At 67.7% G+C, this 20,944-nt stretch carries 24 protein-coding genes; 14 read left to right on the forward strand and 10 right to left on the reverse strand.

The annotated features are described in order from the left end of the window. Nucleotides 1–119 precede the first annotated feature (119 nt). Together QE381_RS02105 and QE381_RS02110 are read left to right on the forward strand one after the other, a co-directional pair. Nucleotides 120–968 (forward strand): hypothetical protein, encoded by an 849-nt coding sequence (locus QE381_RS02105; protein ID WP_307215050.1) that lies wholly within the window; start codon nt 120–122, stop codon nt 966–968. A gap of 10 nt (nt 969–978) precedes the next feature. Next, nucleotides 979–1,593: a DUF4145 domain-containing protein gene (locus tag QE381_RS02110; protein ID WP_307215052.1), complete on the forward strand. Its 615-nt coding sequence runs from the start codon at nt 979–981 to the stop codon at nt 1,591–1,593. Between the two features lie 100 nt (nt 1,594–1,693). Here QE381_RS02110 and QE381_RS02115 read toward each other — a convergent pair whose 3' ends face one another. The 6 genes from QE381_RS02115 to QE381_RS02140 all read right to left on the reverse strand — a co-directional run bounded on the left by QE381_RS02115 (nt 1,694) and on the right by QE381_RS02140 (nt 4,443). Continuing rightward, entirely contained in the window at nt 1,694–1,915 is a 222-nt protein-coding gene (locus QE381_RS02115; RefSeq protein ID WP_307215054.1) for a hypothetical protein, read from the reverse strand. A gap of 117 nt (nt 1,916–2,032) precedes the next feature. Next, nucleotides 2,033–2,491 (reverse strand): hypothetical protein, encoded by a 459-nt coding sequence (locus QE381_RS02120; RefSeq protein WP_307215056.1) that lies wholly within the window; start codon nt 2,489–2,491, stop codon nt 2,033–2,035. 165 nt (nt 2,492–2,656) lie between these two features. Next, nucleotides 2,657–3,130 (reverse strand): hypothetical protein, encoded by a 474-nt coding sequence (locus tag QE381_RS02125; RefSeq protein ID WP_307215057.1) that lies wholly within the window; start codon nt 3,128–3,130, stop codon nt 2,657–2,659. An 86-nt stretch (nt 3,131–3,216) separates the two neighbouring features. Further along, a complete protein-coding gene (locus QE381_RS02130; RefSeq protein ID WP_307215060.1) occupies nt 3,217–3,846 on the reverse strand; it encodes a hypothetical protein in 630 nt (209 codons plus the stop codon). Further along, nucleotides 3,839–4,222 (reverse strand): hypothetical protein, encoded by a 384-nt coding sequence (locus QE381_RS02135; protein ID WP_307215062.1) that lies wholly within the window; start codon nt 4,220–4,222, stop codon nt 3,839–3,841. The genes QE381_RS02130 and QE381_RS02135 overlap by 8 nt, the downstream gene beginning before the upstream one ends. Beyond that, nucleotides 4,219–4,443, reverse strand: coding sequence for a hypothetical protein (locus QE381_RS02140; RefSeq protein ID WP_307215063.1), 225 nt, complete (start codon nt 4,441–4,443; stop codon nt 4,219–4,221). Before QE381_RS02140 ends, QE381_RS02135 begins: the two co-directional genes overlap by 4 nt. Nucleotides 4,444–4,712: 269 nt before the next feature. On the opposite strand from QE381_RS02140, the gene QE381_RS02145 reads away from it, so the two are divergent. After that, nucleotides 4,713–5,702 carry a DUF4062 domain-containing protein gene (locus QE381_RS02145; protein ID WP_307215065.1) on the forward strand — a complete coding sequence of 330 codons (990 nt, stop codon included), beginning with the start codon at nt 4,713–4,715 and terminating at the stop codon, nt 5,700–5,702. Between the two features lie 559 nt (nt 5,703–6,261). Beyond that, nucleotides 6,262–7,317: a DMT family transporter gene (locus QE381_RS02150; protein ID WP_307215067.1), complete on the forward strand. Its 1,056-nt coding sequence runs from the start codon at nt 6,262–6,264 to the stop codon at nt 7,315–7,317. A gap of 330 nt (nt 7,318–7,647) precedes the next feature. Here QE381_RS02150 and QE381_RS02155 read toward each other — a convergent pair whose 3' ends face one another. Further along, complete coding sequence (locus tag QE381_RS02155; RefSeq protein WP_307215069.1) at nt 7,648–8,187, reverse strand: GNAT family N-acetyltransferase; 540 nt, start codon at nt 8,185–8,187, stop codon at nt 7,648–7,650. 173 nt (nt 8,188–8,360) lie between these two features. Here QE381_RS02155 and QE381_RS02160 point away from each other — a divergent pair, with 173 nt between their 5' ends. After that, the gene (locus QE381_RS02160; protein ID WP_307215071.1) at nt 8,361–8,504 is read left to right on the forward strand and encodes a hypothetical protein; all 144 of its coding nucleotides are present in this window, start codon (nt 8,361–8,363) and stop codon (nt 8,502–8,504) included. 101 nt (nt 8,505–8,605) lie between these two features. Here QE381_RS02160 and QE381_RS02165 read toward each other — a convergent pair whose 3' ends face one another. The 3 genes from QE381_RS02165 to QE381_RS02175 form a co-directional block, all read right to left on the reverse strand. Next, nucleotides 8,606–9,832, reverse strand: a complete 1,227-nt coding sequence (locus QE381_RS02165; protein WP_307215073.1) for an MFS transporter — start codon at nt 9,830–9,832, stop codon at nt 8,606–8,608. Beyond that, on the reverse strand, nt 9,829–10,260 hold the full coding sequence (locus tag QE381_RS02170) for a MarR family winged helix-turn-helix transcriptional regulator (RefSeq protein ID WP_307215075.1): 432 nt from the start codon (nt 10,258–10,260) through the stop codon (nt 9,829–9,831). The genes QE381_RS02165 and QE381_RS02170 overlap by 4 nt, the downstream gene beginning before the upstream one ends. Nucleotides 10,261–10,341: 81 nt before the next feature. Continuing rightward, on the reverse strand, nt 10,342–10,599 hold the full coding sequence (locus QE381_RS02175; protein WP_307215077.1) for a hypothetical protein: 258 nt from the start codon (nt 10,597–10,599) through the stop codon (nt 10,342–10,344). Between the two features lie 114 nt (nt 10,600–10,713). Between QE381_RS02175 and QE381_RS02180 the strand changes: the two genes are divergently transcribed. The 9 genes from QE381_RS02180 to serA all read left to right on the forward strand — a co-directional run bounded on the left by QE381_RS02180 (nt 10,714) and on the right by serA (nt 20,930). Continuing rightward, nucleotides 10,714–12,123: a trehalose-6-phosphate synthase gene (locus tag QE381_RS02180; RefSeq protein WP_307215079.1), complete on the forward strand. Its 1,410-nt coding sequence runs from the start codon at nt 10,714–10,716 to the stop codon at nt 12,121–12,123. Continuing rightward, entirely contained in the window at nt 12,120–12,902 is a 783-nt protein-coding gene (gene otsB, locus QE381_RS02185) for a trehalose-phosphatase (protein ID WP_307215081.1), read from the forward strand. Before QE381_RS02180 ends, otsB begins: the two co-directional genes overlap by 4 nt. A 9-nt stretch (nt 12,903–12,911) precedes the next feature. Beyond that, nucleotides 12,912–14,618 (forward strand): dihydroxy-acid dehydratase, encoded by a 1,707-nt coding sequence (ilvD, locus tag QE381_RS02190; protein ID WP_307215083.1) that lies wholly within the window; start codon nt 12,912–12,914, stop codon nt 14,616–14,618. Nucleotides 14,619–14,666: 48 nt separating this feature from the next. Next, nucleotides 14,667–16,469, forward strand: a complete 1,803-nt coding sequence (locus tag QE381_RS02195) for an acetolactate synthase large subunit (RefSeq protein ID WP_307215085.1) — start codon at nt 14,667–14,669, stop codon at nt 16,467–16,469. A 1-nt stretch (nt 16,470) separates the two neighbouring features. After that, nucleotides 16,471–16,980 carry an acetolactate synthase small subunit gene (gene ilvN / locus QE381_RS02200; RefSeq protein ID WP_307215086.1) on the forward strand — a complete coding sequence of 170 codons (510 nt, stop codon included), beginning with the start codon at nt 16,471–16,473 and terminating at the stop codon, nt 16,978–16,980. Nucleotides 16,981–17,079: 99 nt separating this feature from the next. Continuing rightward, nucleotides 17,080–18,105, forward strand: a complete 1,026-nt coding sequence (gene ilvC, locus QE381_RS02205) for a ketol-acid reductoisomerase (RefSeq protein WP_307215089.1) — start codon at nt 17,080–17,082, stop codon at nt 18,103–18,105. A 174-nt stretch (nt 18,106–18,279) separates the two neighbouring features. Further along, the gene (locus tag QE381_RS02210) at nt 18,280–18,828 is read left to right on the forward strand and encodes a DNA polymerase III subunit gamma/tau (protein WP_307215091.1); all 549 of its coding nucleotides are present in this window, start codon (nt 18,280–18,282) and stop codon (nt 18,826–18,828) included. Continuing rightward, complete coding sequence (locus QE381_RS02215; RefSeq protein ID WP_307215093.1) at nt 18,825–19,196, forward strand: hypothetical protein; 372 nt, start codon at nt 18,825–18,827, stop codon at nt 19,194–19,196. Before QE381_RS02210 ends, QE381_RS02215 begins: the two co-directional genes overlap by 4 nt. A gap of 129 nt (nt 19,197–19,325) precedes the next feature. Further along, nucleotides 19,326–20,930 carry a phosphoglycerate dehydrogenase gene (gene serA, locus QE381_RS02220; protein ID WP_307215095.1) on the forward strand — a complete coding sequence of 535 codons (1,605 nt, stop codon included), beginning with the start codon at nt 19,326–19,328 and terminating at the stop codon, nt 20,928–20,930. Nucleotides 20,931–20,944 lie beyond the last annotated feature (14 nt).

The following is a 20,944-nucleotide window of genomic DNA, read 5'->3' on the forward strand; positions in this document are numbered from 1 at the left end:
TCACTGAGCAAGATCAGTGACCGGGCCTTCCGCCGTTTCTGGCCAGAGCGGGCAACAGCGCGAAAACAGCGCGTGTGTCTCAGCGGCGCGGTGTCGGGGCGCTGCGGCAGGATAAGAGCGTGGCGACGAAGTGGCATAAGCGGGGGGCAGATCCTGTCGAACTCAAGGCGCTGTACGCTGGCGTGCCCTCGTGGCTGGAGCGTTACCTCGTCGCCTGGGTGAAGGCGGTTTCCTACAAGAACGACATGGGGGTGTGGGGCAACGAAGCCAAGCCGAACCCCGAATACATACTTGAGTACGAGACTGCGGTACGCCGCCCAGTTTCGATGGAACTGACGTTCGTTGCAGGTGGGGCAGAGCGTCTGCTTCGTGACATGGGTGAGGACGAGTTCCTAGACTTCGTTGACTTTCTGCTCTTCCGGGTGAGCGAGGAGAGCTCCCAGCGGAGTGGGCCACTTGTGCGCAAGCTGGAGGAGATTCTTCTTGACGCGGGGTCGGAATGGCGCGTCGGTAAGCGCGCGGGGTTCGTCTCCTTGGAAAAGCGAGTGCCTGACGGCGTCGCACTTGCTGCTGAGCAGGCGATCGCGGCATCAGGCGACGCTGGTCAACTCCTGGCGGAAGCTTGGCACGCTGCGTTCGGGAAGTCTCCCGACGCTGAAGAGGCATACGAGAAGGCGATCAAGGCCGTCGAGGAGGCGGGGGCGCACGTTGTGTCGCCTAACAACAAGAAGGCAACTCTCGGCACAATGATTCGAGACATGAAGTCCCAGACAGACTGGAAACTGCCGCTCGGATCTGCAGAGGCAGATGCTCCGGTTCGGATGGCTGAGGCTCTCTGGCAGGGCCAGGAGAGTAGACACGGCGGCAACGGATATCGCAAGCCCACCCCGCAAGAGGCTGAGGCGGCGGTGCTGCTTGCGGTGCCGTTGGTGCAGTGGTTCTCGTCGGGTGTCGTCGCTCGCCGATAGCATCACCCACATGGTCACTCCGTTTGACGATGTGTACGTATTCAGCACTGGGCACACATACTCCACGTCGTCCGAGCGCGCCTACGCGACTGGCGATTGTCCCAAATGCGGAGCGCACCAGTTCGTCGTCGTTGCGGTGACGGGCACTCAGGATGCTGCGTGGCTTCGATGCCTGAAGTGCAAGCTGGCAGTCGTCGCCAATCACGGAGTTACATCGCCTCCGCAGTTGCCGTTGCGCGTGCCGTCGGGTCTTCCAGTTGACGAGGGTGCGGTGTGGAACGAGATTCGCGAGTGCCTAGGCGTAGGAGCATTCACCGCGTCGGTGATGCTCTGCCGCAAGCTGCTGATGCACGTTGCTGTCGCCCATGGTCTGCCAGCTAAGAATGCCAAGGACTTCGCCCCGACATTCGCTCAATGTGTCGATCGTTTGCTAGCGGAAGGGATTGTCACGAAGCGGATGGAGCCATGGATTGAGCGCATTCGTGAGGTGGGCAACGAAGCCAATCACGAGATCGCACCCGTCGGCAAAGAGTCCGCGCTTGACGTTGCGACGTTCACCCAGAAGCTGCTTGAACTCGCCTACGAGATGGACGACACAATGTCAAAGGCTCAGCCCGCGCAGTAGGTCACGCGCGGAGCGGGATGATGCTCCGGTCTTCGGTCTCGGCGGCGGCCATGATGTCGTCCAGAACGTCCACGTTCGGGCGGGCCTCGAGCAGATGCCCTTAGACGTCCACGGTGGTCTGGTAGCTCGCGTGCCCCATCCATCGGCTGACCTCGTAGAGCGTGTACTGGGCACCCTTGCCGATCATCGAGATCATGACCGTCGCGTAGTAGTGGCGGAGGTCGTGCCAGCGGATGCCGACCAGCCCAAGCTCCTTCAGCGCGGGCTTGAAGTAGTACCGGATGACAGAGCCGATGTCGAACTGTCCCCTTTCGCTACTCAAATCGCAGATCAGCGCAATAATTGGTTGCGCCAAGAGCAACTAGCCGGACCCTACCGGGGGTAGCGGGGACGGGATTTCTCATGGCAGATGGCCATGTAGCGCCGTTCCCGTGAGGGATTAGCCCTGGCCTCCCTCGTTCCGTCGCTGCTCGTAGCGCTTCGGGCTCATAGAGCGGCGTGAGCTGCGGTCCCCGACCCGGTCGGCGTGGGGATCGGCCATGCTCACAGGGCATGTCGGCTCGTGGCGCATGCGGGGACGCTCGCGCTCCGCTCGCTCGTGGCTGAGTTCGAGGTCGGGCGGGAGCGGCTGGGCGCGACGCAGCCGCGCAATCTCCTTGGCTCGCTCGGCCTGGGCGTCCTCCCGCTCCCAGCGCTCGTGGTCGTCCTCGTCGTCGTCCTCAACGATCTCGGCGACAACGATGTCCGCGCTCTCGGGGTCGTCGCCGTCCCAGTCGAGGTCCATGACCACATCGGCGGTCACGTCGGAGAAGTCGCGCTTGGTAATGCCGATCTCGACGTTCTGAACGCCTGCTAGGTTCGCCCGGTCGGCGAGGTCCTTCGCGGCTGCGAGCACCACGCGCTCATCCTTCGTGTCCCGGTCTACGAGAGACCTGCCATCCATCGCCGTCCCTCGCGGGATCGGCTCCGTTCGCTCATTCCTTGCCGCATGTCATCGGTTCTGGGCACAACCCGTCCGATGGGACAGCGGTACTGCGGATTGGATATTACATGTGAAGTTGTGTTAGCTGCCGAGCGCGTCGGCGAGGCGGACAGTCCGGTAGTGGCGGCCGTCCGTGGGGATGTCGCACCACCACTGGACATAGCCCAGCGCCTCGGTCGCGACGAGGAGGTCGAACCCCTTGCGTGGGAGGCGACGGTAGGTGTCCAGACCGCGCGTGAAGCCTCGGTTTCGACCGCCGTAGTAGCGGTCCTGGAACTCCTCGGCCACGGTCCAGCCGGTGAGGTCGCGACGGCTCCGCCACGCGGCCAGCAGGATGCTCGCCTCGGTGGCCTGACCGCGCGTCGTCGGGTGCAGATCGTTGACGTCGGGAGCGGTGTAGCGGAGCCTGGCGACGGTCACGGCGGGCAGCCGCAGCACCTTGCTCGGGATGATGAACTCGGGTTCATCGACAAGCTCTGCATACCGGTCGTAGTAGCTCGCGAGCGGGAACGGCAGCGCGCGAGGCGTGTCGCGAGCGAGAATTGAGGTGGTCACAGTTCTTCTTCCTTTCTTGCGTGACTCTCTGTTGGGGATCGACTCTCGTTGCCTTTCACGGTCAGGCTTCGGGGGTCGATTTCGTTTCACCAGCTGCGATTGCCCGCCGAGATTCCCAGCGGTCGCCAGGTGGACAGCGGCATGTGGCTCAGCGTCTTGCTGACCGCGGCCTTGGGGTCGGCGAGCCGGTCTCGAAGGCTCGTGGCTCGGTTCGACAGCGAGACCAGCGCATGCCCGTCACGAGTCTGCATTGCCTTGCGCACGCGCTCGTATCGGTCGGCCAGCTCGGCGGTCGGAGTCTTGCCCTCGCGCAGCTCCCGCTTGATGGCGGCGAGTTCGTCCAGATGCGCGTCGGCCTTGGCGAGCGCGTTGGGCTGCTCACGTGGGCCGGTGAGCTTCGGTGCACCTTCGTTCTCCAGGAGCTTCGCGGCGTGCTCCAGATGAACGGCGGCGGCTCCCTGAACGCGCTCCGAGATGGCGCGGTCCACGGCGGCGAGGGTCTGCTCCTCGACGTACGAGTTGGGGTAGGCCGTGTCGTAGTAGGCCTCCAGCCGGATGTCGTCGTAGCGGGTCACGGGGATGTAGGTCACCGGTCCGAGGTTGCGCTCGTACTTGCGGCGGAGCGGGTCGGGGTTCTGGTCGACCTCGCCGAGAGCTTCGGCTTCGGTGACGCGGCGTGCGTTGGCGATGTTCGTTGTCCTTCTTGGTTCAGCCACGCGGCTTGAGCCGGTGGACGCTGGCGGTGGTGGCGATGCGGTCGCGAGCGGCGGCGCGCTCGTCGTCTGCCTGGAAGCGGATCGCGAACTCGTCGGCCAGATCGGTCAGCGAGTCATCGACCTCGCCGAGCGTGGCGATGGCGGTGTCGGCGAGGCGTCCCAGGACACGCTCATAGGCAGGATTGCCTCCGACTCCTGCGAGCGGCGGCAGCGCGGCGAGCTTCTGCTCTCGCGTGGCGTCTGCCGGGAGTGGCGTGCGGGGCATGGTGGTGTCTCCTTCTTTGTTAGGGTCGTGCTCTTCGAGGTCGGCGAGCTCCTCGTCGGTGAAGCCGAACCGAGCGATCTGCTCGGCGGTCAGACCGGCGTGGCGGCTCACGGCTGCTTCCGTCCGGTGGTCGGGGTGGCCTCGGTGTCGATCCACGCCTGGGTGTATGCGCGAAGGCCGTAGGACAGGAGCGTGCGCACGAGCGACGCCCGGGACACCCCTGCGGCCTCAGCCACAGCGTTGAGCTCGGCGGCTTCCTCCCAAGGCACCTCGACCTGAAGCAGCACCACGTCGCCCTCAATCACCTTCGGTCGTCCCATCGGCTTGCTCATATTTCCTCCTGAGCCGGTCTTTCCGACTGCCTTAAGTCTCGTCGTAATTGCGTGGGCGCGCTGGAGTAACCCCAGATCAGGAGGTAGATGCGACATTGCACATCACTATGCATAATGATGTGCACACTCAAGAAGTCGAGGCTGCGAGTGTTCGGCGTAGCTCCGAAAGCTCGGAGCGCCCCGACACCACGGGTGCGAGAGTTTCGATGGCGATGTGCGTCGCGCAGGGCCACCCGCTAGATGTCGCCACACGCCGATAAAGTCGTTCTGTGGATCGCAAATACCAGGTGTTCGTGAGTTCGACTTACGTCGACCTCGTCGCCGAGCGTCAAGAAGTCATGCAGGCGCTGCTCGAAATGGACTGCCTGCCCGCAGGTATGGAGATGTTCCCAGCGGCTGACGAGGACCAGTGGACACTCATCAAAGAGGTCATCGATGAGTGCGATTACTACGTAGTCATCGTCGGAGGACGCTACGGCTCGGTATCTGCCGAAGGCATCAGCTATACCGAGATGGAGTACGACTACGCGGTGTCATCGGGCATACCGGTGCTGGGATTCGTTCACAGCAATCCGGACGACATCCCTGTGGGAAAGTCAGAGCTCGATAAGGACGCGCGAGAGAAGCTTGATGCTTTTCGAGCCAAGGTCATGTCTCGCGTGGTCAAGAAGTACGCGTCACCAGCGGAGCTCGGTTCGGTCGTTTCCCGAGGGCTCAATCGAGCGATCAAGCGCAATCCTCAGCCTGGCTGGGTTCGAGGCGATCAAGCGATGACGCCTGAAGTGCGCACACAGATTGCAGAACTCAAAGCTGCCCTCTCTGATGCGAGACGGGAGAAGGCTGAAGAGGAAGCGGCCGCGCGCGCGAAGCCAACTGAACTGAACGCAGACTACGAGCATGGAGAGGACGAAATAGCCTTCGAGTTCCGGTTGAAGGGCTTCGACTACGACGGTCGGTACGACTCGACGGCGGAGTTGACCTACACCTGGGACGAGGTGATCGAGACACTCGGTCCGTTCATGATCGATGAGGCACCAGAGCCAGAACTTCGGGATAGATGGAACTCCCACATGTTCAACGACACTCAACGACTCGATGACTGGCCCGACCTGCGCAGCGGGTCCGCGACGATCACCGATAGTACCTGGGGAGCGATAATCGTTCAGCTGCGCGCGCTCGGCGCGATCATGATCGGTGAGAAGAAGCGACCTCCATCAGACAAGTCGATCTATTGGAAGCTGACGCCCGGCAGGCGATGAGTACCTCGTGCGGCTGAGAGCGAAGCGGCGCACGGAAGACGAAGCTGCACTCGGTTCTGACGTCGAGTGACTGCGGGTCCGCGTTCCCGCGACCAACGGCGGCGCGAAGTGTCGGACCGTCCCTGTGATGCTCGGCGATGCGGCCGAGCTTGTCCGCGACGAGCTGAGCTAGAACGCGCTGCACCTGAGCCGTAAGCCGAGAACGCCCGGACTGCCTGGGGCCGGGAGGGGCGGGGCGTTCTCTCGTGGCAGATGGGCGCAGCATGGCGAGAGGGTCGGGGGCCGGATCAGCGCGAAAACAGCGCCGCCGCTACTCCCGGACGGTCCCCGACATCCCCGGTCGCTGTCCCGGGATCCGCGTATTTCGGGGCTTTCCGGGGATGTCGGGCGGCGACGGAGACCCAGGCCCAAGCTCTCTTAATCAGTGGGTTCTGGGTTCGAGTCCCAGGGGGTGCACTCCAGGGAAGGCCTGGTCAGAGCGTGTTGTCTGACCAGGCCTTTCGCCTGCTGGTGTGGACATCCCATCGCTGCCCGTGGTGGGCCGGGCTACCGTTGTCGGGTGAGCTTCGGAGCGTTGCGTCATGTCGGTGTTCAGGCGGGGGTGGCAGCGGCTGTTCTGTTCGGTGCGGGTGCCCCCGTGGCCAAGCTGCTGCTGGGCGAGGTCTCGCCGTGGCTGCTTGCGGGCCTGCTGTACCTCGGCTCGGGCGTCGGCCTCGGCATCTACCGTCTCGTGCGTCGTGCGCCCCGCGTTCGGCTCCAGCGGCACGAGCGGCTTCCACTGGCCGGTGCCGTCTTCTTCGGTGGGATGCTCGGACCGGTGCTGCTCATGTTCGGCTTGTCCAACATGCCTGCCTCTGGCGCGTCCCTGCTGCTGAACGCGGAAGGCGTGGCCACGGCGCTGCTGGCATGGTTCGTCTTCCGGGAGAACTTCGACCGCCGAGTCGCCCTCGGCATGGTCGCCATCGTCGCCGGGGCCGTCGTGCTGTCCATCCCGATGGGCGGGTCGATCCGGTTCGGAGGCATCTGGCCGACGCTGGCGGTTCTCGGCGCGTGCCTCTCGTGGGGTATCGACAACAACCTGACACGCAAGGTCGCGTTGAACGATGCGACGTGGCTCGCCACGATCAAGGGAGGCGTGGCCGGCCCCGTGAATCTCGTTCTCGCGTTCCTGCTCGGCGCGGCCCTGCCGCCCGCGTGGAGCGTCGCCGCCGCGATGGGCGTCGGCCTGCTGGCGTACGGTGTCAGCCTCGTGCTGTTCATCGTGTCGATGCGGCACGTCGGCACCGCCCGTGCCGGGGCGTACTTCAGCGTGGCGCCCTTCTTCGGCGCGCTGCTCGCCGTGCTCATGGGCGAGGCGCTGACGGCTCCTCTCGTCATCGCTGCCGCGCTCATGGCCGTGGGTGTGTGGTTGCACCTGACAGAGCGTCACGAGCACGAACACAGGCACGAGGCCATCGCTCACGACCACTGGCATCGCCACGATGATGAGCACCATGACCACGAGCACCCCGAGCCGGTCGCAGCGGGCACCTGGCACCGGCACGAGCACACGCACGAGGCCGTGACGCACAGGCACGCGCACTTCCCCGACTCGCATCACAGGCACGCGCACTGAGCCGTGCGCGTCACTCGGTCGGCGTCGGTCTGCTCAGGGTAAGTCGCACGGTGTCGCGCGAGATCGGGAATCGAGCGTCGATAGCCGTCAGCGTCCGACCTTGACCGCGGCGATGCACCGCTGCGTCCTGTGCGGGGTGACGGCACCGAGCGCTCCTCCATGCGGCCACGGTCACTGGCTCGATCGGCAGCGCAGTTGACCCTTGATCAGTGGGTTCTGGGCTCGAGTCCCAGGGGGTGCACGGAGAACCGCCCCTCACCGCGCATCGCTCGGTCAGGGGCGGTTCCGGCTTCGCTCCGATTCGCAGGAGCTCTCGCCGGAGGGCGTGGTTCAGGGGGAGACGACGGCGTCCAGGATCTGTCTGGGGAGGGGACGGTCCGCGTAGACGAGTCGGACGGCATCGGGGTCGGGGATCCGCGGATCCTGCCCGCGCCATGCACGTGTGAGGCCGAGACGCTGGGCGGTGCGCAGAGACCCCAGGTTGCGCTCGAGAAGGACGGCGAGAACGGGAAGGCCGGAGGCCTGGGCGGACGCGGCAGCCATCCCTGTGCGGGCGATCTCCGTCGCGAAGCCGTGTCCCTGGTGCTCGGGAAAGAGCCGGTAGTAGATGTTCCAGAACCCGGCGGGGCGGCGGCGCACTCCTCCGATCCCGACGACCGCCCCGTCATCGCTGCGGCGAGCTGTCCAGTACCCGAGGCCGTCACGCTGCCAGTCCGCGGCGTAGTCGGTCACGTCGGACACCATCTGCTCGCGGTCGACGTACACGCCAGAAGGCAGATGAGTCCACACGCGAGGATCCGAGTGCAGCGTGAACAGGTCTGAGATGTCACCCGGCGCCACCGCGGTCAACGTCAGGCGTTCGGTCGTCACCCTTCGAAAGTCAGAACGCATCCGGTCACGCTACCGCGCGAGGCACGGGAGCCTCTCGCCGGGGTGCGGCCGACGGATCCCGGGTGCCGGACCGGTCGGAGCCGGGGACTCGTCCGTCGTCGCGGGCTGTCAAGCCCGTCGCGTGCACGATGAGATCGGCGTTGACTCCCCGCATGAGCACACCCGACGGACACAACGCACAGGGAACACCGGGCGACGACGAGGAGGCCGACACGGCTTCGGGCGGCGCCCCCGAGGCGCCGGACGTCACGACGGACGAGAACGGACGGCCCGTCGACAACCCCTCAGGTGGCTGACGTGAGCACGCTTCCGCCGGAGCCGGAGGGAGCTCCGCCGTTCGACGATCCGCACGAGGACGAGCCGGGGGCGCCGCCGCAGCCCCCGGCTCGTCCTCGCGTCAGGCCGCGTCGCCGATGAGGATCGCGGCGCCTTCTTCCGCGGCATCCGCCTCGTGGGCGTCGATGCCGGAAAGCACCCGGTGGAAGATCGCGATGACGGCCGTCGCGATCAGGATGGATGCCGCCGCGAAGAAGTAGGGCACGGGCGCGCCGTACGCGTGCCACAGCCACGCCGCGATCGGAGGAGCGGCCGCGCCGCCGAGGAAGCGGACCGCGGAGTACGCGGACGACGCCACCGATCGCGGCAGGTCCGTGGCCTCCATGACCGACTCGGTGAGCACCGTGTTCATGATGCCGAGCAACAGGCCGCCGACGATGATGCACACCACCAGCGACGCCGCGCTCGAGACGAACAGCGCCGCCGCGATCAGGTCGACGGCCAGCAACGGCAGTGTCCAGAGCATCACGGCCGTGCGCGACCAGCGTCGTAGGAGCGCCGGCGCGACCCACACGCTCGTGAGAGCGAGTGCCACGCCCCATCCGAAGAACGTGAACCCGATTCCCATGGCGCCGAACCCGAGCGGGTAAGGCGAGAAGGCGAGCAGCACGAAGAACCCGATGTTGTAGAAGAGGGCGGCGACCGCCAGCACGGCGAGTGCGGGACGACCCAGGGCGCGGAAGGGGGCCGAGAGCGGCACGGGGGTCCGCTTCTCGCCGGGCCCGCGCAGCAGCACCGCGACGGCGACGAACGCGATCGACATCAGCGCCACGACGCCGAAGAACGGCCCCCGCCAGCTCACCTCGCCGAGCAGACCGCCCAGCAGCGGGCCGATCGCGATGCCGAGCCCGAGCGCCGCCTCATAGAGGACGATCGCCGCACCGCTGCCGCCGCTCGCGGCTCCGACGATCGTCGCGAGCGCGGTCGAGATGAACAGCGCGTTGCCGAGCCCCCATCCGGCTCGGAAGCCGATGATCGTGTTCACGTCGCCGGACAGGGCGCAGAGCAGTGCGAAGACCACGATCAGGGCGAGACCGACGAGGAGCGTCGACTTGGCGCCGATGCGGCTGGAGATCCAGCTCGTGATGAGCATCGCGAGTCCGGTGACGAACAGGTAGCTCGTGAAGAGGAGCTCCGTCTGAACCGGAGTCGCATCGAGGGATTCGGAGATCGCGGGCAGGATCGGATCCACCAGGCCGATGCCCATGAATGCGACGACGCTCGCGAAGGCGACCGCCCACACCTGTGCCGGCTGACGCCACACGCTGGCGGTCTTGCCGCCGCTCATCGGGCGAGCTCCGCCGTGCGGGTGCGGTCGGCGACGATGTCCGCCGCGCGGCGAACGACATCCCAGTCCTCGTCGCTCAGATCGGAGAACCGCGGGGCGAGCGCCGCGCTGAGGACTCGGAGCCATTCGTCGAGGGCGGCCAGACCCGCTGGCGTCACCGTCACCACCGTGACGCGCGAGTCGTTGGCATCGGCTCCCCGCTCTACGAGGCCGGCGTCGGCGAGCTGTGCGACCAGCCGCGTCATTCCGGGCTGGGTGACGCGGCTGAGCGTGGCGAGGTCGCCGATGCGAAGCGGTCCGTGATCACGGAGGAGGACGATCGTCCGCCATTGCGCGGCGGGGGCCTCGGTCCGGGTCTCGAGCGACGCGACGCGCGTGAGGGCGTGTGCGCCCAACAGCAGTCTGAGGATGTCGTCGGAATGTTCCATACCGCGAGTATATACCCGAGGTATCTAACTCGATGCGCCACGCGACGCGGGGGTTCACGCGGCCGTGCCGAGGAGCTCGGGTCAGGAGCGCAGACGCTTCTTGAGGAGCTTCTCCTCGTCTCCCGAGACGGGCGAGTCCCCCGCCACCAGGTGCCCGCGCGACGCGCGGAACGTGTCGACGATCGCTCCGATCGCGAGGGCGAGGGTGATGCCCCAGCTGATCCAGGCGAGGGCGGTCCGCCAGGTGAACGGCTCCTCGTGGTTGCGGAGCCCCCGCAGGAGTGAGACGCCGCCGATCACGGCGCTGAACAGGCCGGTGCCGAACAGGTACTTGCGCATGGTCCCCACCGTAGCGCGCGCGTCTAGCGAGTCATCGGCCTTGACGCCACCGCCGTCGGCATGGGAAGCCGCGCTGTTAGCCTGACACAACCGATTCGAAGCAGGAGATCACCCGTGTCCACAGCCGAGTTCGTCGTCGTCGCCAACCGTCTCCCCGTGGATCGCGACGCGGATGGGGGATGGCGCCCCTCGCCCGGAGGACTCGTGGCCGCACTCGAGCCGGTGATGCGCAAGGCCGATGGCGCGTGGGTCGGCTGGGCCGGAAAGCCGGACCTCGAGCTCGAGCCGTTCGACAACGACGGCATGCACCTCGTCCCCATCACGCTCACGGCGGATGACGTCGAGCAGTACTACGAAGGCTTCTCCAACGACACGATCTGGCCGCTCTACCACGACGTGATCGCCGCGCCGCGCTACCGCCGTGCCTGGTGGGAGTCGTACGTCTCGGTGAACGAACGGTTCGCGGATGCCGCGGCGTCCGTCGCGGCGCAGGGCGCGACGGTCTGGGTGCAGGACTATCAGCTGCAGCTCGTTCCGCGCCTGCTCCGCGAACGCCGGCCCGACCTCACGATCGGGTACTTCCACCACATTCCGTTCCCGGCATACGGTCTCTACGCCCAGCTGCCGTGGCGTCGGCAGGTCCTCGAGGGGCTGCTGGGCGCCGACGTCATCGGCTTCCAGCGCGTCGCCGACGCCGGAAACTTCGCGCGCGCCGTCCGCCGCCAGCTGCGCTACGAGACGAAGGCCTCCGGCATCCGCGTGCCCGAGGCGGACGGCGGCTCGCGACTCGCTCTCGCCAAGGCGTTCCCGATCTCGATAGACGCCGAGCTGTATGTCGAGCTCGCGCAGCGCGAGGACATCCGTGCGCGCGCCGCCGAGATCCGCGCCGAGCTCGGCAATCCGAAGAAGATCCTGCTGGGCGTCGACCGCCTCGACTACACGAAGGGCATCCGCCATCGGATGAAGGCGTTCGGCGAGCTGCTGGAGGACGGGCGTCTGTCGGTCGAGGACGTGACCCTCGTCCAGGTCGCGAGCCCCAGTCGCGAGCGGGTCGGGCCCTACATGCAGCTGCGCGACGAGATCGAGCTGACCGTCGGTCGCATCAACGGCGACTACGACACGATGGGGCACACGGCGATCCGGTATCTCCACCAGGCGTTCCCGCGCGAGGAGATGGTCGCGCTGTACCTCGCAGCCGACGTCATGCTGGTCACCGCGCTGCGGGACGGCATGAATCTCGTCGCCAAGGAGTATGTCGCGAGCCGCGTCGACAATCGGGGCGTGCTGGTGCTGAGCGAGTTCGCGGGAGCCGCGGACGAGCTGGGCAGTGCCCTGCTGATCAACCCGCACGACATCGGCGGGCTGAAGAACACGATCGAGCGGGCGGTCCACATGCCCGGCGCGGAGCAGGGGAGGAGGATGCGGGCGCTGCGGCGCCGCGTCCGCGAGCACGACGTCGAGGCGTGGTCCCAGGACTTCCTCGCCGCCCTCGACGAGGCGAGCCACGCAGGAGGCCACCGATGAGCGTTGCGACGATCGCCGAGCTCGCGACCGTGGGAGAGCTGCTCGTCGCACTCGACTTCGACGGCACGCTGGCGCCGAGGCAGGACGACCCGATGGCGGCACGGATGCTGCCCGGGGCCCGCGCCGCGGTCGATGCGCTGGCGCGACTGCCGCGCACGACCGTCGCCCTCGTCTCGGGCCGGAGCCTGGGCGACCTCGAGGAGATCAGCGAGCACACAGCGGACTCTCCGATCCACCTCGCGGCCTCCCACGGCGCGGAGTTCTGGCACCCGGGCGACCCCGACGCGGCACCCGCCCCGTCGCCCGAGAGCATCGCCGAGCGCGACCGCGTGCGCGGCGACGCCGAGCGGGCGGTCGAAGACCTCGCGGACGTCTGGATCGAGCCGAAGACGTTCGGCTTCGCGGTCCACACCCGTCAAGCCGGCGCGGCCGAGACCGCCGAGGCGCACGCGCGCGTCGAGCGTCTCATGGCGGGGGAGGAGCCGCACTGGCGGCGGCGCACGGGCCACGACATCCTCGAGTACGCCAGCCGCCAGGAGGGCAAGGACACGGCGGTGGCGGAGCTGCGCCGTCTCACGCACGCGGATGCCGTGCTGTTCGCGGGCGATGACGTCACCGACGAGGACGCGCTGGCGAGCCTCGGTCCCGCGGACCTCGGCGTGCACGTCGGCGACGGCGACACGGCCGCGTCGGTCTCCGTGCCGCGCATCGAGGACCTCGCCGATCTGCTCGCGGAGCTCGCGCGCCAGCGCGCGCGTGCCGTCGGTGCCCGGGAATAGACTGCAACGGTGAATCACCCGGATGGAACGATCGACATCAAGCCACGCTCGCGCACGGTCACGCACGGCATCGAGGCCACGACCTCCCGCGGCATGCTGCGCGGCGTCGGCATGGGCGACGAGGACTGGGACAAGCCCCAGATCGGCATCGCCTCCAGCTGGAACGAGATCACTCCCTGCAACCTGAGCCTGGACCGCCTCGCGCAGGGCGCCAAAGAGGGCGTCCACGCCGGCGGCGGCTACCCGCTGCAGTTCGGCACGATCTCGGTGTCCGACGGCATCTCGATGGGCCACGAGGGCATGCACTTCTCGCTCGTGTCGCGCGAGGTCATCGCCGACTCCGTCGAGACGGTCGTCATGGCGGAGCGTCTCGACGGCACGGTCCTGCTCGCCGGCTGCGACAAGTCCATCCCCGGGATGCTGATGGCCTCGGCACGACTCGATCTGTCGAGCGTGTTCCTCTACGCCGGGTCCATCGCGCCGGGATGGGTCAAGCAGTCCGACGGCACGCTCAAGGAGATCACGATCGTCGACTCCTTCGAGGGCGTCGGCGCGTGCCTGGCCGGGCGCATCACGGAGGCCGAGCTCAAACGCATCGAGTGCGCCTTCGCGCCGGGCGAGGGTGCGTGCGGCGGCATGTACACCGCGAACACGATGGCCTCGGTCGCCGAGGCGCTGGGTCTCAGCCTTCCGGGGTCCGCGGCCCCGCCGTCCGCCGACCGTCGTCGCGACTACTACGCCCACCGCTCCGGCGAGGCGGTCGTGAACCTGCTCAAGCTCGGCATCACGACACGCGACATCCTCACGCCCGAGGCGTTCGAGAACGCGATCGCGCTGGCGATGGCGCTCGGCGGCTCGACCAACGTCGTGCTGCACCTGCTGGCGATCGCGCGCGAGGCCGAGGTCGAGCTGAACCTGCACGACTTCAACCGCATCGGCGACAAGGTGCCGCACGTGGCCGACATGAAGCCGTTCGGCAAGTACGTCATGAACGACGTCGACAAGCACGGCGGCATCCCGGTCATCATGAAGGCCATGCTCGATGAGGGGCTGCTGCACGGCGACGCGCTCACGGTGACCGGCAAGACCGTCGCCGAGAACCTCCGCGAGCTCGACCCCGACCCCGTCGACGGCCAGGTCATCCACCGCTTCGACGACCCGATCCACGCCACCGGCGGTCTCACGATCCTGCATGGATCGATCGCCCCCGAGGGCGCGGTCGTGAAGTCCGCCGGTTTCGACGCCGACGTCTTCGAGGGGCCGGCTCGCGTCTTCGAGCGCGAACGCGCCGCGATGGATGCGCTGGAGGCGGGCGAGATCCACGCGGGCGACGTCGTCGTCATCCGCTACGAAGGCCCCAAGGGCGGCCCCGGCATGCGCGAGATGCTCGCCATCACGGCGGCCATCAAGGGCGCCGGGCTCGGAAAAGATGTACTACTCTTGACGGACGGACGATTCTCGGGCGGCACAACCGGCCTCTGCATCGGCCACATAGCACCCGAAGCGGTGGACGCAGGTCCTATCGCATTCGTGCGCGATGGTGATCTGATACGGGTCGATATCGCAGCTCGCTCCCTCGACCTACTCGTCGACGAGGCTGAGCTGAGCTCCCGCCGCGAAGGCTGGGAGCCGCTTCCTCCGCGCTATACCCGTGGCGTTCTTGCCAAGTACTCGCGTCTCGTGCACTCTGCCGCGCAGGGTGCCGTCACGAGCTGACCGGCACGATTTCCTGTTCACCCTCATCCCTCTCGAGGTTCCATCGTCATGACTGACGTGCCCGCCGCGGCCGTGCCGCGGCCGCCCGCCCGATCTACATCCGCGCCTGTGCTCACGGGAGCGCAGGCGGTCGTCCGCTCGCTCGACCTGCTCGGTGTCACCGATGTGTTCGGTCTGCCGGGCGGCGCGATCATGCCCGTCTACGACCCGCTCATGGACGACGAGGCCGTACGGCACATCCTCGTGCGCCACGAGCAGGGTGCCGGCCACGCAGCCGAGGGCTACGCCTCCGCCTCCGGCCGGGTCGGCGTCGCGATCGCGACCTCGGGTCCGGGCGCGACGAACCTCGTGACCGCGATCGCGGACGCGTACATGGACTCGGTGCCCCTTGTGTGCATCACCGGGCAGGTGTTCTCCACTCTCATGGGGACGGACGCCTTCCAGGAGGCCGACATCGTCGGCATCACGATGCCGGTCACGAAGCACTCGTTCCTCGTCAAGCGCGCCGAGGACATCCCCGGTGCGCTTGCGGCAGCGTTCGAGATCGCCGGCACGGGTCGCCCGGGCCCGGTGCTCGTGGACATCACGAAGGACGCGCAGCAGGCGGAGGTGCCCTTCGTCTGGCCGCCGAAGGTCGACCTGCCGGGCTACCGCCCGGTGACCAAAGCACACGGCAAGCAGATTCAGGCGGCCGCACAGCTGCTGGCCACGGCGGCCAAGCCCGTGCTCTACGTCGGCGGCGGCATCATCCGCTCCGGCGCCTCGGAGGAGCTGCGCGCCCTCGCCGAGGAGACGGGCGCGCCGGTCGTGACCACGCTCATGGCTCGTGGCGCCTTCCCCGACTCGCACCCGCAGCACCTCGGCATGCCCGGGATGCACGGCACCGTGCCGGCCGTCCTCGCGCTGCAGGAGGCCGACCTGATCGTGGCGCTGGGCGCCCGTTTCGACGACCGCGTGACCGGGAAGGCGTCGCTGTTCGCGCCGCATGCCCAGGTCGTCCACGTCGACATCGACCCTGCCGAGATCTCCAAGATCCGCACGGCGGACGTGCCGATCGTGGGAGACGTGCGCGAGGTGCTCATCGACCTCTCCGCCGCCTTCGGCGGAGCGACGGTCGAGTCCAAGCCGGACATCTCCGAATGGTGGGCCTATCTCGACGGGCTCCGCGAGGAGTTCCCGCTCGGCTACGCGCCCACGACCGACGGCCTGCTCGCGCCGCAGCACGTGATCCAGCGCATCGGTGAGCTCACCGGGCCGGAGGCCGTGTACGTCGCCGGCGTCGGGCAGCACCAGATGTGGGCGGCGCAGTTCATCAAGTACGAGCGCCCGAACTCCTGGCTGAACTCCGGCGGCGCGGGCACGATGGGCTACGCCGTGCCCGCCGCTATGGGGGCGAAGGTCGCTCAGCCCGAGCGCGTGGTCTGGGCGATCGACGGTGACGGCTGCTTCCAGATGACGAACCAGGAGCTCGCCACCTGCGTCATCAACGAGATCCCGATCAAGGTCGCGATCATCAACAACTCCTCGCTCGGCATGGTTCGCCAGTGGCAGACGCTGTTCTTCAACGGGCGCCACTCGAACACCGACCTCAACACCGGACATGGGACGGCCCGCATCCCCGACTTCGTGAAGCTCGCCGAGGCGTACGGATGTCTCGCGATCCGCGTGGAGAAGGAGGACGAGATCGACGCCGCGATCGAGCTGGCACTCGCCACGAACGACCGGCCCGTCGTGATCGATTTCGTGGTGTCGGCGGATGCGATGGTGTGGCCGATGGTGCCGCAGGGCGTCAGCAACAGCTACGTGCAGTACGCCAAGGATCATTCGCCCGCGTTCGATGAGGAGGCCTGAGATGTCGAGTCATGTGCTGAGCCTCCTGGTCGAGGACAAGCCGGGTCTGCTCACGCGCGTCGCGGGCCTGTTCGCTCGCCGCGGGTTCAACATCGAGTCCCTCGCCGTGGGTGTCACCGAGGTGCCGGGCCTTTCCCGCATCACGGTGGTCGTGGACGTCGAGGAGTTCCCGCTCGAGCAGGTGACCAAGCAGCTGAACAAGCTGATCAACGTCATCAAGATCGTCGAGCTGGACGCCGATGCGTCGGTGCAGCGCGAGCACATGCTCGTCAAGCTCCGCGCCGACAACCAGAGCCGCTCGAACGTGATCGAGGTCGTGAACCTCTTCCGCGCGCAGATCGTCGACTACGCACCGGATGCGGTGGTGGTCGAGATCACGGGCGACAAAGGCAAGATCGAGGCCTTCCTGCGCGCGGTCGAACCGTTCGGCATCAAGGAGCTGGCCCAGTCGGGGCTTCTCGCGATCGGCCGCGGCGGCAAGTCCATCACCGAGCGCGTGCTGCGCGGCTGATCCTTATTCCTCCCCGTCGGGTGTCCACGACACGCGGACCCCGACGGACCATGACCGCGTGTCGTGAGCACGCACACCTCACAGAAGGAGATACACACCATGGCCGAGATCTTTTACGACGACGACGCGGACCTGTCCATCATCCAGGGCAAGAAGGTCGCGATCGTCGGCTACGGCTCGCAGGGCCACGCCCACGCGCAGAACCTGCGCGACTCGGGCGTCGAGGTCGTCATCGCGCTGAAGGACGGCTCGAAGTCGATCGCGAAGGCGCAGGAGGACGGCTTCGAGGTCAAGACCGTCGCCGACGCCGCCGCGTGGGCCGACCTGATCATGATCCTCGCGCCGGACCAGCACCAGCGCGGCATCTACAACAACGAGATCAAGCCCCACCTGACCGAGGGCAAGACGCTCGCCTTCGCACACGGCTTCAACATCCGTTTCGGCTACATCGAAGCGCCCGAGGGCGTCGACGTCATCCTCATCGCACCGAAGGCCCCCGGTCACACGGTGCGTCGGGAGTTCGTCGCCGGTCGCGGCATCCCGGACATCATCGCCGTCGAGCGCGACGCCTCGGGCACCGCGTGGGCGACCGCGCTGTCCTACGCCAAGGCCATCGGCGGCACCCGCGCGGGCGTCATCAAGACGACCTTCACGGAGGAGACCGAGACCGACCTGTTCGGCGAGCAGGCGGTCCTCTGCGGCGGTGTGTCGCAGCTCGTCCAGTACGGCTTCGAGACCCTGACCGAGGCGGGCTACCAGCCGCAGATCGCGTACTTCGAGGTACTGCACGAGCTCAAGCTCATCGTCGACCTCATGTGGGAGGGCGGCATCGCCAAGCAGCGCTGGTCGGTGTCCGACACGGCGGAGTACGGCGACTACGTGTCGGGTCCCCGCGTCATCGACCCGCACGTCAAGGAGAACATGCAGGGCGTGCTCGCCGACATCCAGTCGGGTGCGTTCGCGAAGCGCTTCATCGCCGACCAGGACAACGGCGCCGTCGAGTTCCTCGAGCTGCGCGAGAAGGCCGCCCAGCACCCGATCGAGCAGGTCGGTCGCGAGCTGCGCGGGCTGTTCGCCTGGAAGCAGCAGGACAAGGACTACACCGAGGGCTCGGCCGCGCGCTGACCCACGGACCCATCGGGGCTCGCTCCGGTGACCTTCCCGCGGGGATCGTGCACGACACACCGTCATGGGGCCTCGGCCCCCGGCGTGTCGGGCACGATCCCCGCAGTTGCGGGTGAGGCGACCACGGCGCGGAGTGCGCCGGAAGACGGGGATGCGGAGATTAGGCTGGTGCGCATGGCGCGACGCGACGACGATGCACTCTCCTGGGGTGACGACGATCCGACGCTCGACACGGGAGCCGCCGAGGAACCGGACGAGTGGGACGAGAAGCCCGCGACGGCACTGCCCACCGCCGCGCCGCGCCGTACCGTGACGGCCGTCGTCACGAACCCCGACGGCTCGACGAGCACGCGCGAGGTCGTGCACCCGCACGCCGACGACCGGCGCGCCTCCACGAAGCCGAAGGCGGATGCGGACACCGCCCCCGCGCCGCTCGGAAACGTCGCGCTCGTCCTGTTCGGTGTGCTCGGCGGCGTCTACGCGCTCTTCGCGGTCGGCTGGTATCTCGCGGGATCGCGCTACTACGGGTTCGCCTACTTCTCGGTCGAGCCGGCCGGGTACATCGCGGCCTGGGCGCTCGCGACCGCCGCCCCCGTCGCCTGGTTCGCGGCCGTGCTCGTCCTGGCGGCGAAGCGCCCGGTGTGGCTGCGTCTCGTGCTGCTCGTGGTCGGAGCGCTCGTGCTGCTGCCGTGGCCGTTCCTCTCGACCGGAGTGCCCGCATGAGCGCGTCCGAGACGACACCCGCCGGCCCGGCGGACACACCGAAGACCATCGCGGCCCCCCGCTGGGTCGTCGCGGCGGTCGCCGGGTTCTTCGGACTGTTCTACGCCTACGCGGTCTGGACCGCGGTCTCGTTCCTCCTACAGCAGGCAGGCGCGGACGGCGGGCTCACGGGCTACGGATGGTTCGTGCTGCTGCTGCCGATCGTGTTCCCGATCATCGTCTTCGTCGCCGCTGTGCTGGTGGGGCGACGACGCCGCATCCTGCCCCTGTCGCTTGTGATGTTCGCGGGGCTGACCGTGGTCGCCGTGTTCTGGCTCAACGTCTTCTCCCTCACGTTCACGGCCTCCGCGTCGATCTACGTGCGGTGACCCTGTCCGACCCCGCCATCGCACCGCGATAGGCTGACGATGGTCTCGCCGTCGGAGACGAGCGGACCAGACTCCCCACCGTCTCGCGCCGTGAGCGCGTGCACCCAGCCGCCCGAAGGACCCGAATCCGTGAGCAAGCCCGTCGTCCTCATTGCCGAACAGCTCTCTCCCGCCACCATCGATGCGCTGGGAGAGGGCTTCGAGATCCGCCACGTCGACGGCGCCGACCGGGGAGCGCTGCTGCCCGCACTGGCCGACGTCGACGCGGTGCTGATCCGCTCGGCCACGAAGATGGATGCCGAGGCGATCGCCGCGGCGCCTCAGCTCAAGGTCATCGCCCGGGCGGGAGTCGGCCTCGACAACGTCGACATCAAGGCGGCGACGACCGCCGGGGTCATGGTCGTGAACGCGCCGACCTCCAACATCATCTCGGCGGCCGAGCTGACGGTCGGCCACATCCTCAGCCTCGCCCGCCGCATCCCCGCCGCGCACGCGTCCCTCGCGCAGGGGGCGTGGAAGCGCAGCTCCTTCACGGGCACCGAGCTGTTCGAGAAGACCGCCGGCATCATCGGGCTCGGTCGCATCGGCGCCCTCATCACCGCGCGACTGCAGGCCTTCGGGATGCGCGTGGTCGCCTACGACCCGTACATCACGAGCGCGCGCGCCCAGCAGCTGGGGGTCGAGCTCCTGAGCCTCGACGATCTGCTGGCCCAGAGCGACTTCGTCACGATCCACATGCCCAAGACGCCCGAGACCACGGGGATGATCGGCATCGACCAGCTGCGGCGCATGAAGCGCACGGCGTACGTGATCAACGTCGCGCGCGGCGGGCTGATCGACGAGGACGCCCTCTACAAGGCGCTGACGACGGACGAGATCGCCGGCGCGGGGCTCGATGTGTTCACGAGCGAGCCCCCGAAGCCCGAGGGCTCGGCCGCGCGCCTGCTCGATCTGCCGAACGTGGTCGTCACGCCGCACCTCGGAGCATCGACGGAGGAGGCGCAGGAGAAGGCCGGCGTCTCCGTCGCCAAGTCGGTCAAGCTCGCGCTCGAGGGTGACCTGGTGCCGGATGCGGTCAACGTCGCCGGCGGGGTCATCGACCCGTTCGTGCGCCCCGGTATCGCCCTGGTCGAGATGCTGGGTCAGTTCTTCAGTGGCCTCGCGCAGAGCGCGCTCACGAGCCTCGACATCGAGGTCCGCGGCGAGCTCGCGGCGTACGACGTGAGCGTCTACAAGCTGGCCGCGCTGAAGGGCATCTTCACGCCGATCGTGAGCGAGAGCGTCTCGTACGTGAACGCGCCGCTGTTCGCCGAGCAGCGCGGCGTCGAGACGCGACTCATCGTCGAGGCGGAGAGCCCGCTCTACCGCAACCTCACGGTGCTGCGGGGCACGCTCTCCGACGGCTCGACCCTCACGGTCGCGGGGACGCTCGCCGGCACGCGGATGGTGCCGAAGATCGTGGGCATCAACGGCTACGAGCTCGAGGTGCAGATCGCGCAGCACCACATCGTGATGCAGTACGCCGACCGCCCCGGCATCATCGCGATCTACGGGCGGAAGCTCGGCGACTCCGGGATCAACATCGAGTCCCTGCAGGTCGCGAAGGCGGATGCGCAGGGGCGTGCCTTCTCGGTCATCACGGTCGACTCGGAGGTGCCGGAGAGCATCACGGACGAGATCCGCGCGGCTGTCGGCGCCGACCTCGTCAAGCAGATCGAGATCGTCGAGTCCTGATCTCTCGCGCGCTG

The organism is Microbacterium sp. SORGH_AS_0888 (assembly GCF_030818905.1).
GTDB lineage: Bacteria > Actinomycetota > Actinomycetes > Actinomycetales > Microbacteriaceae > Microbacterium.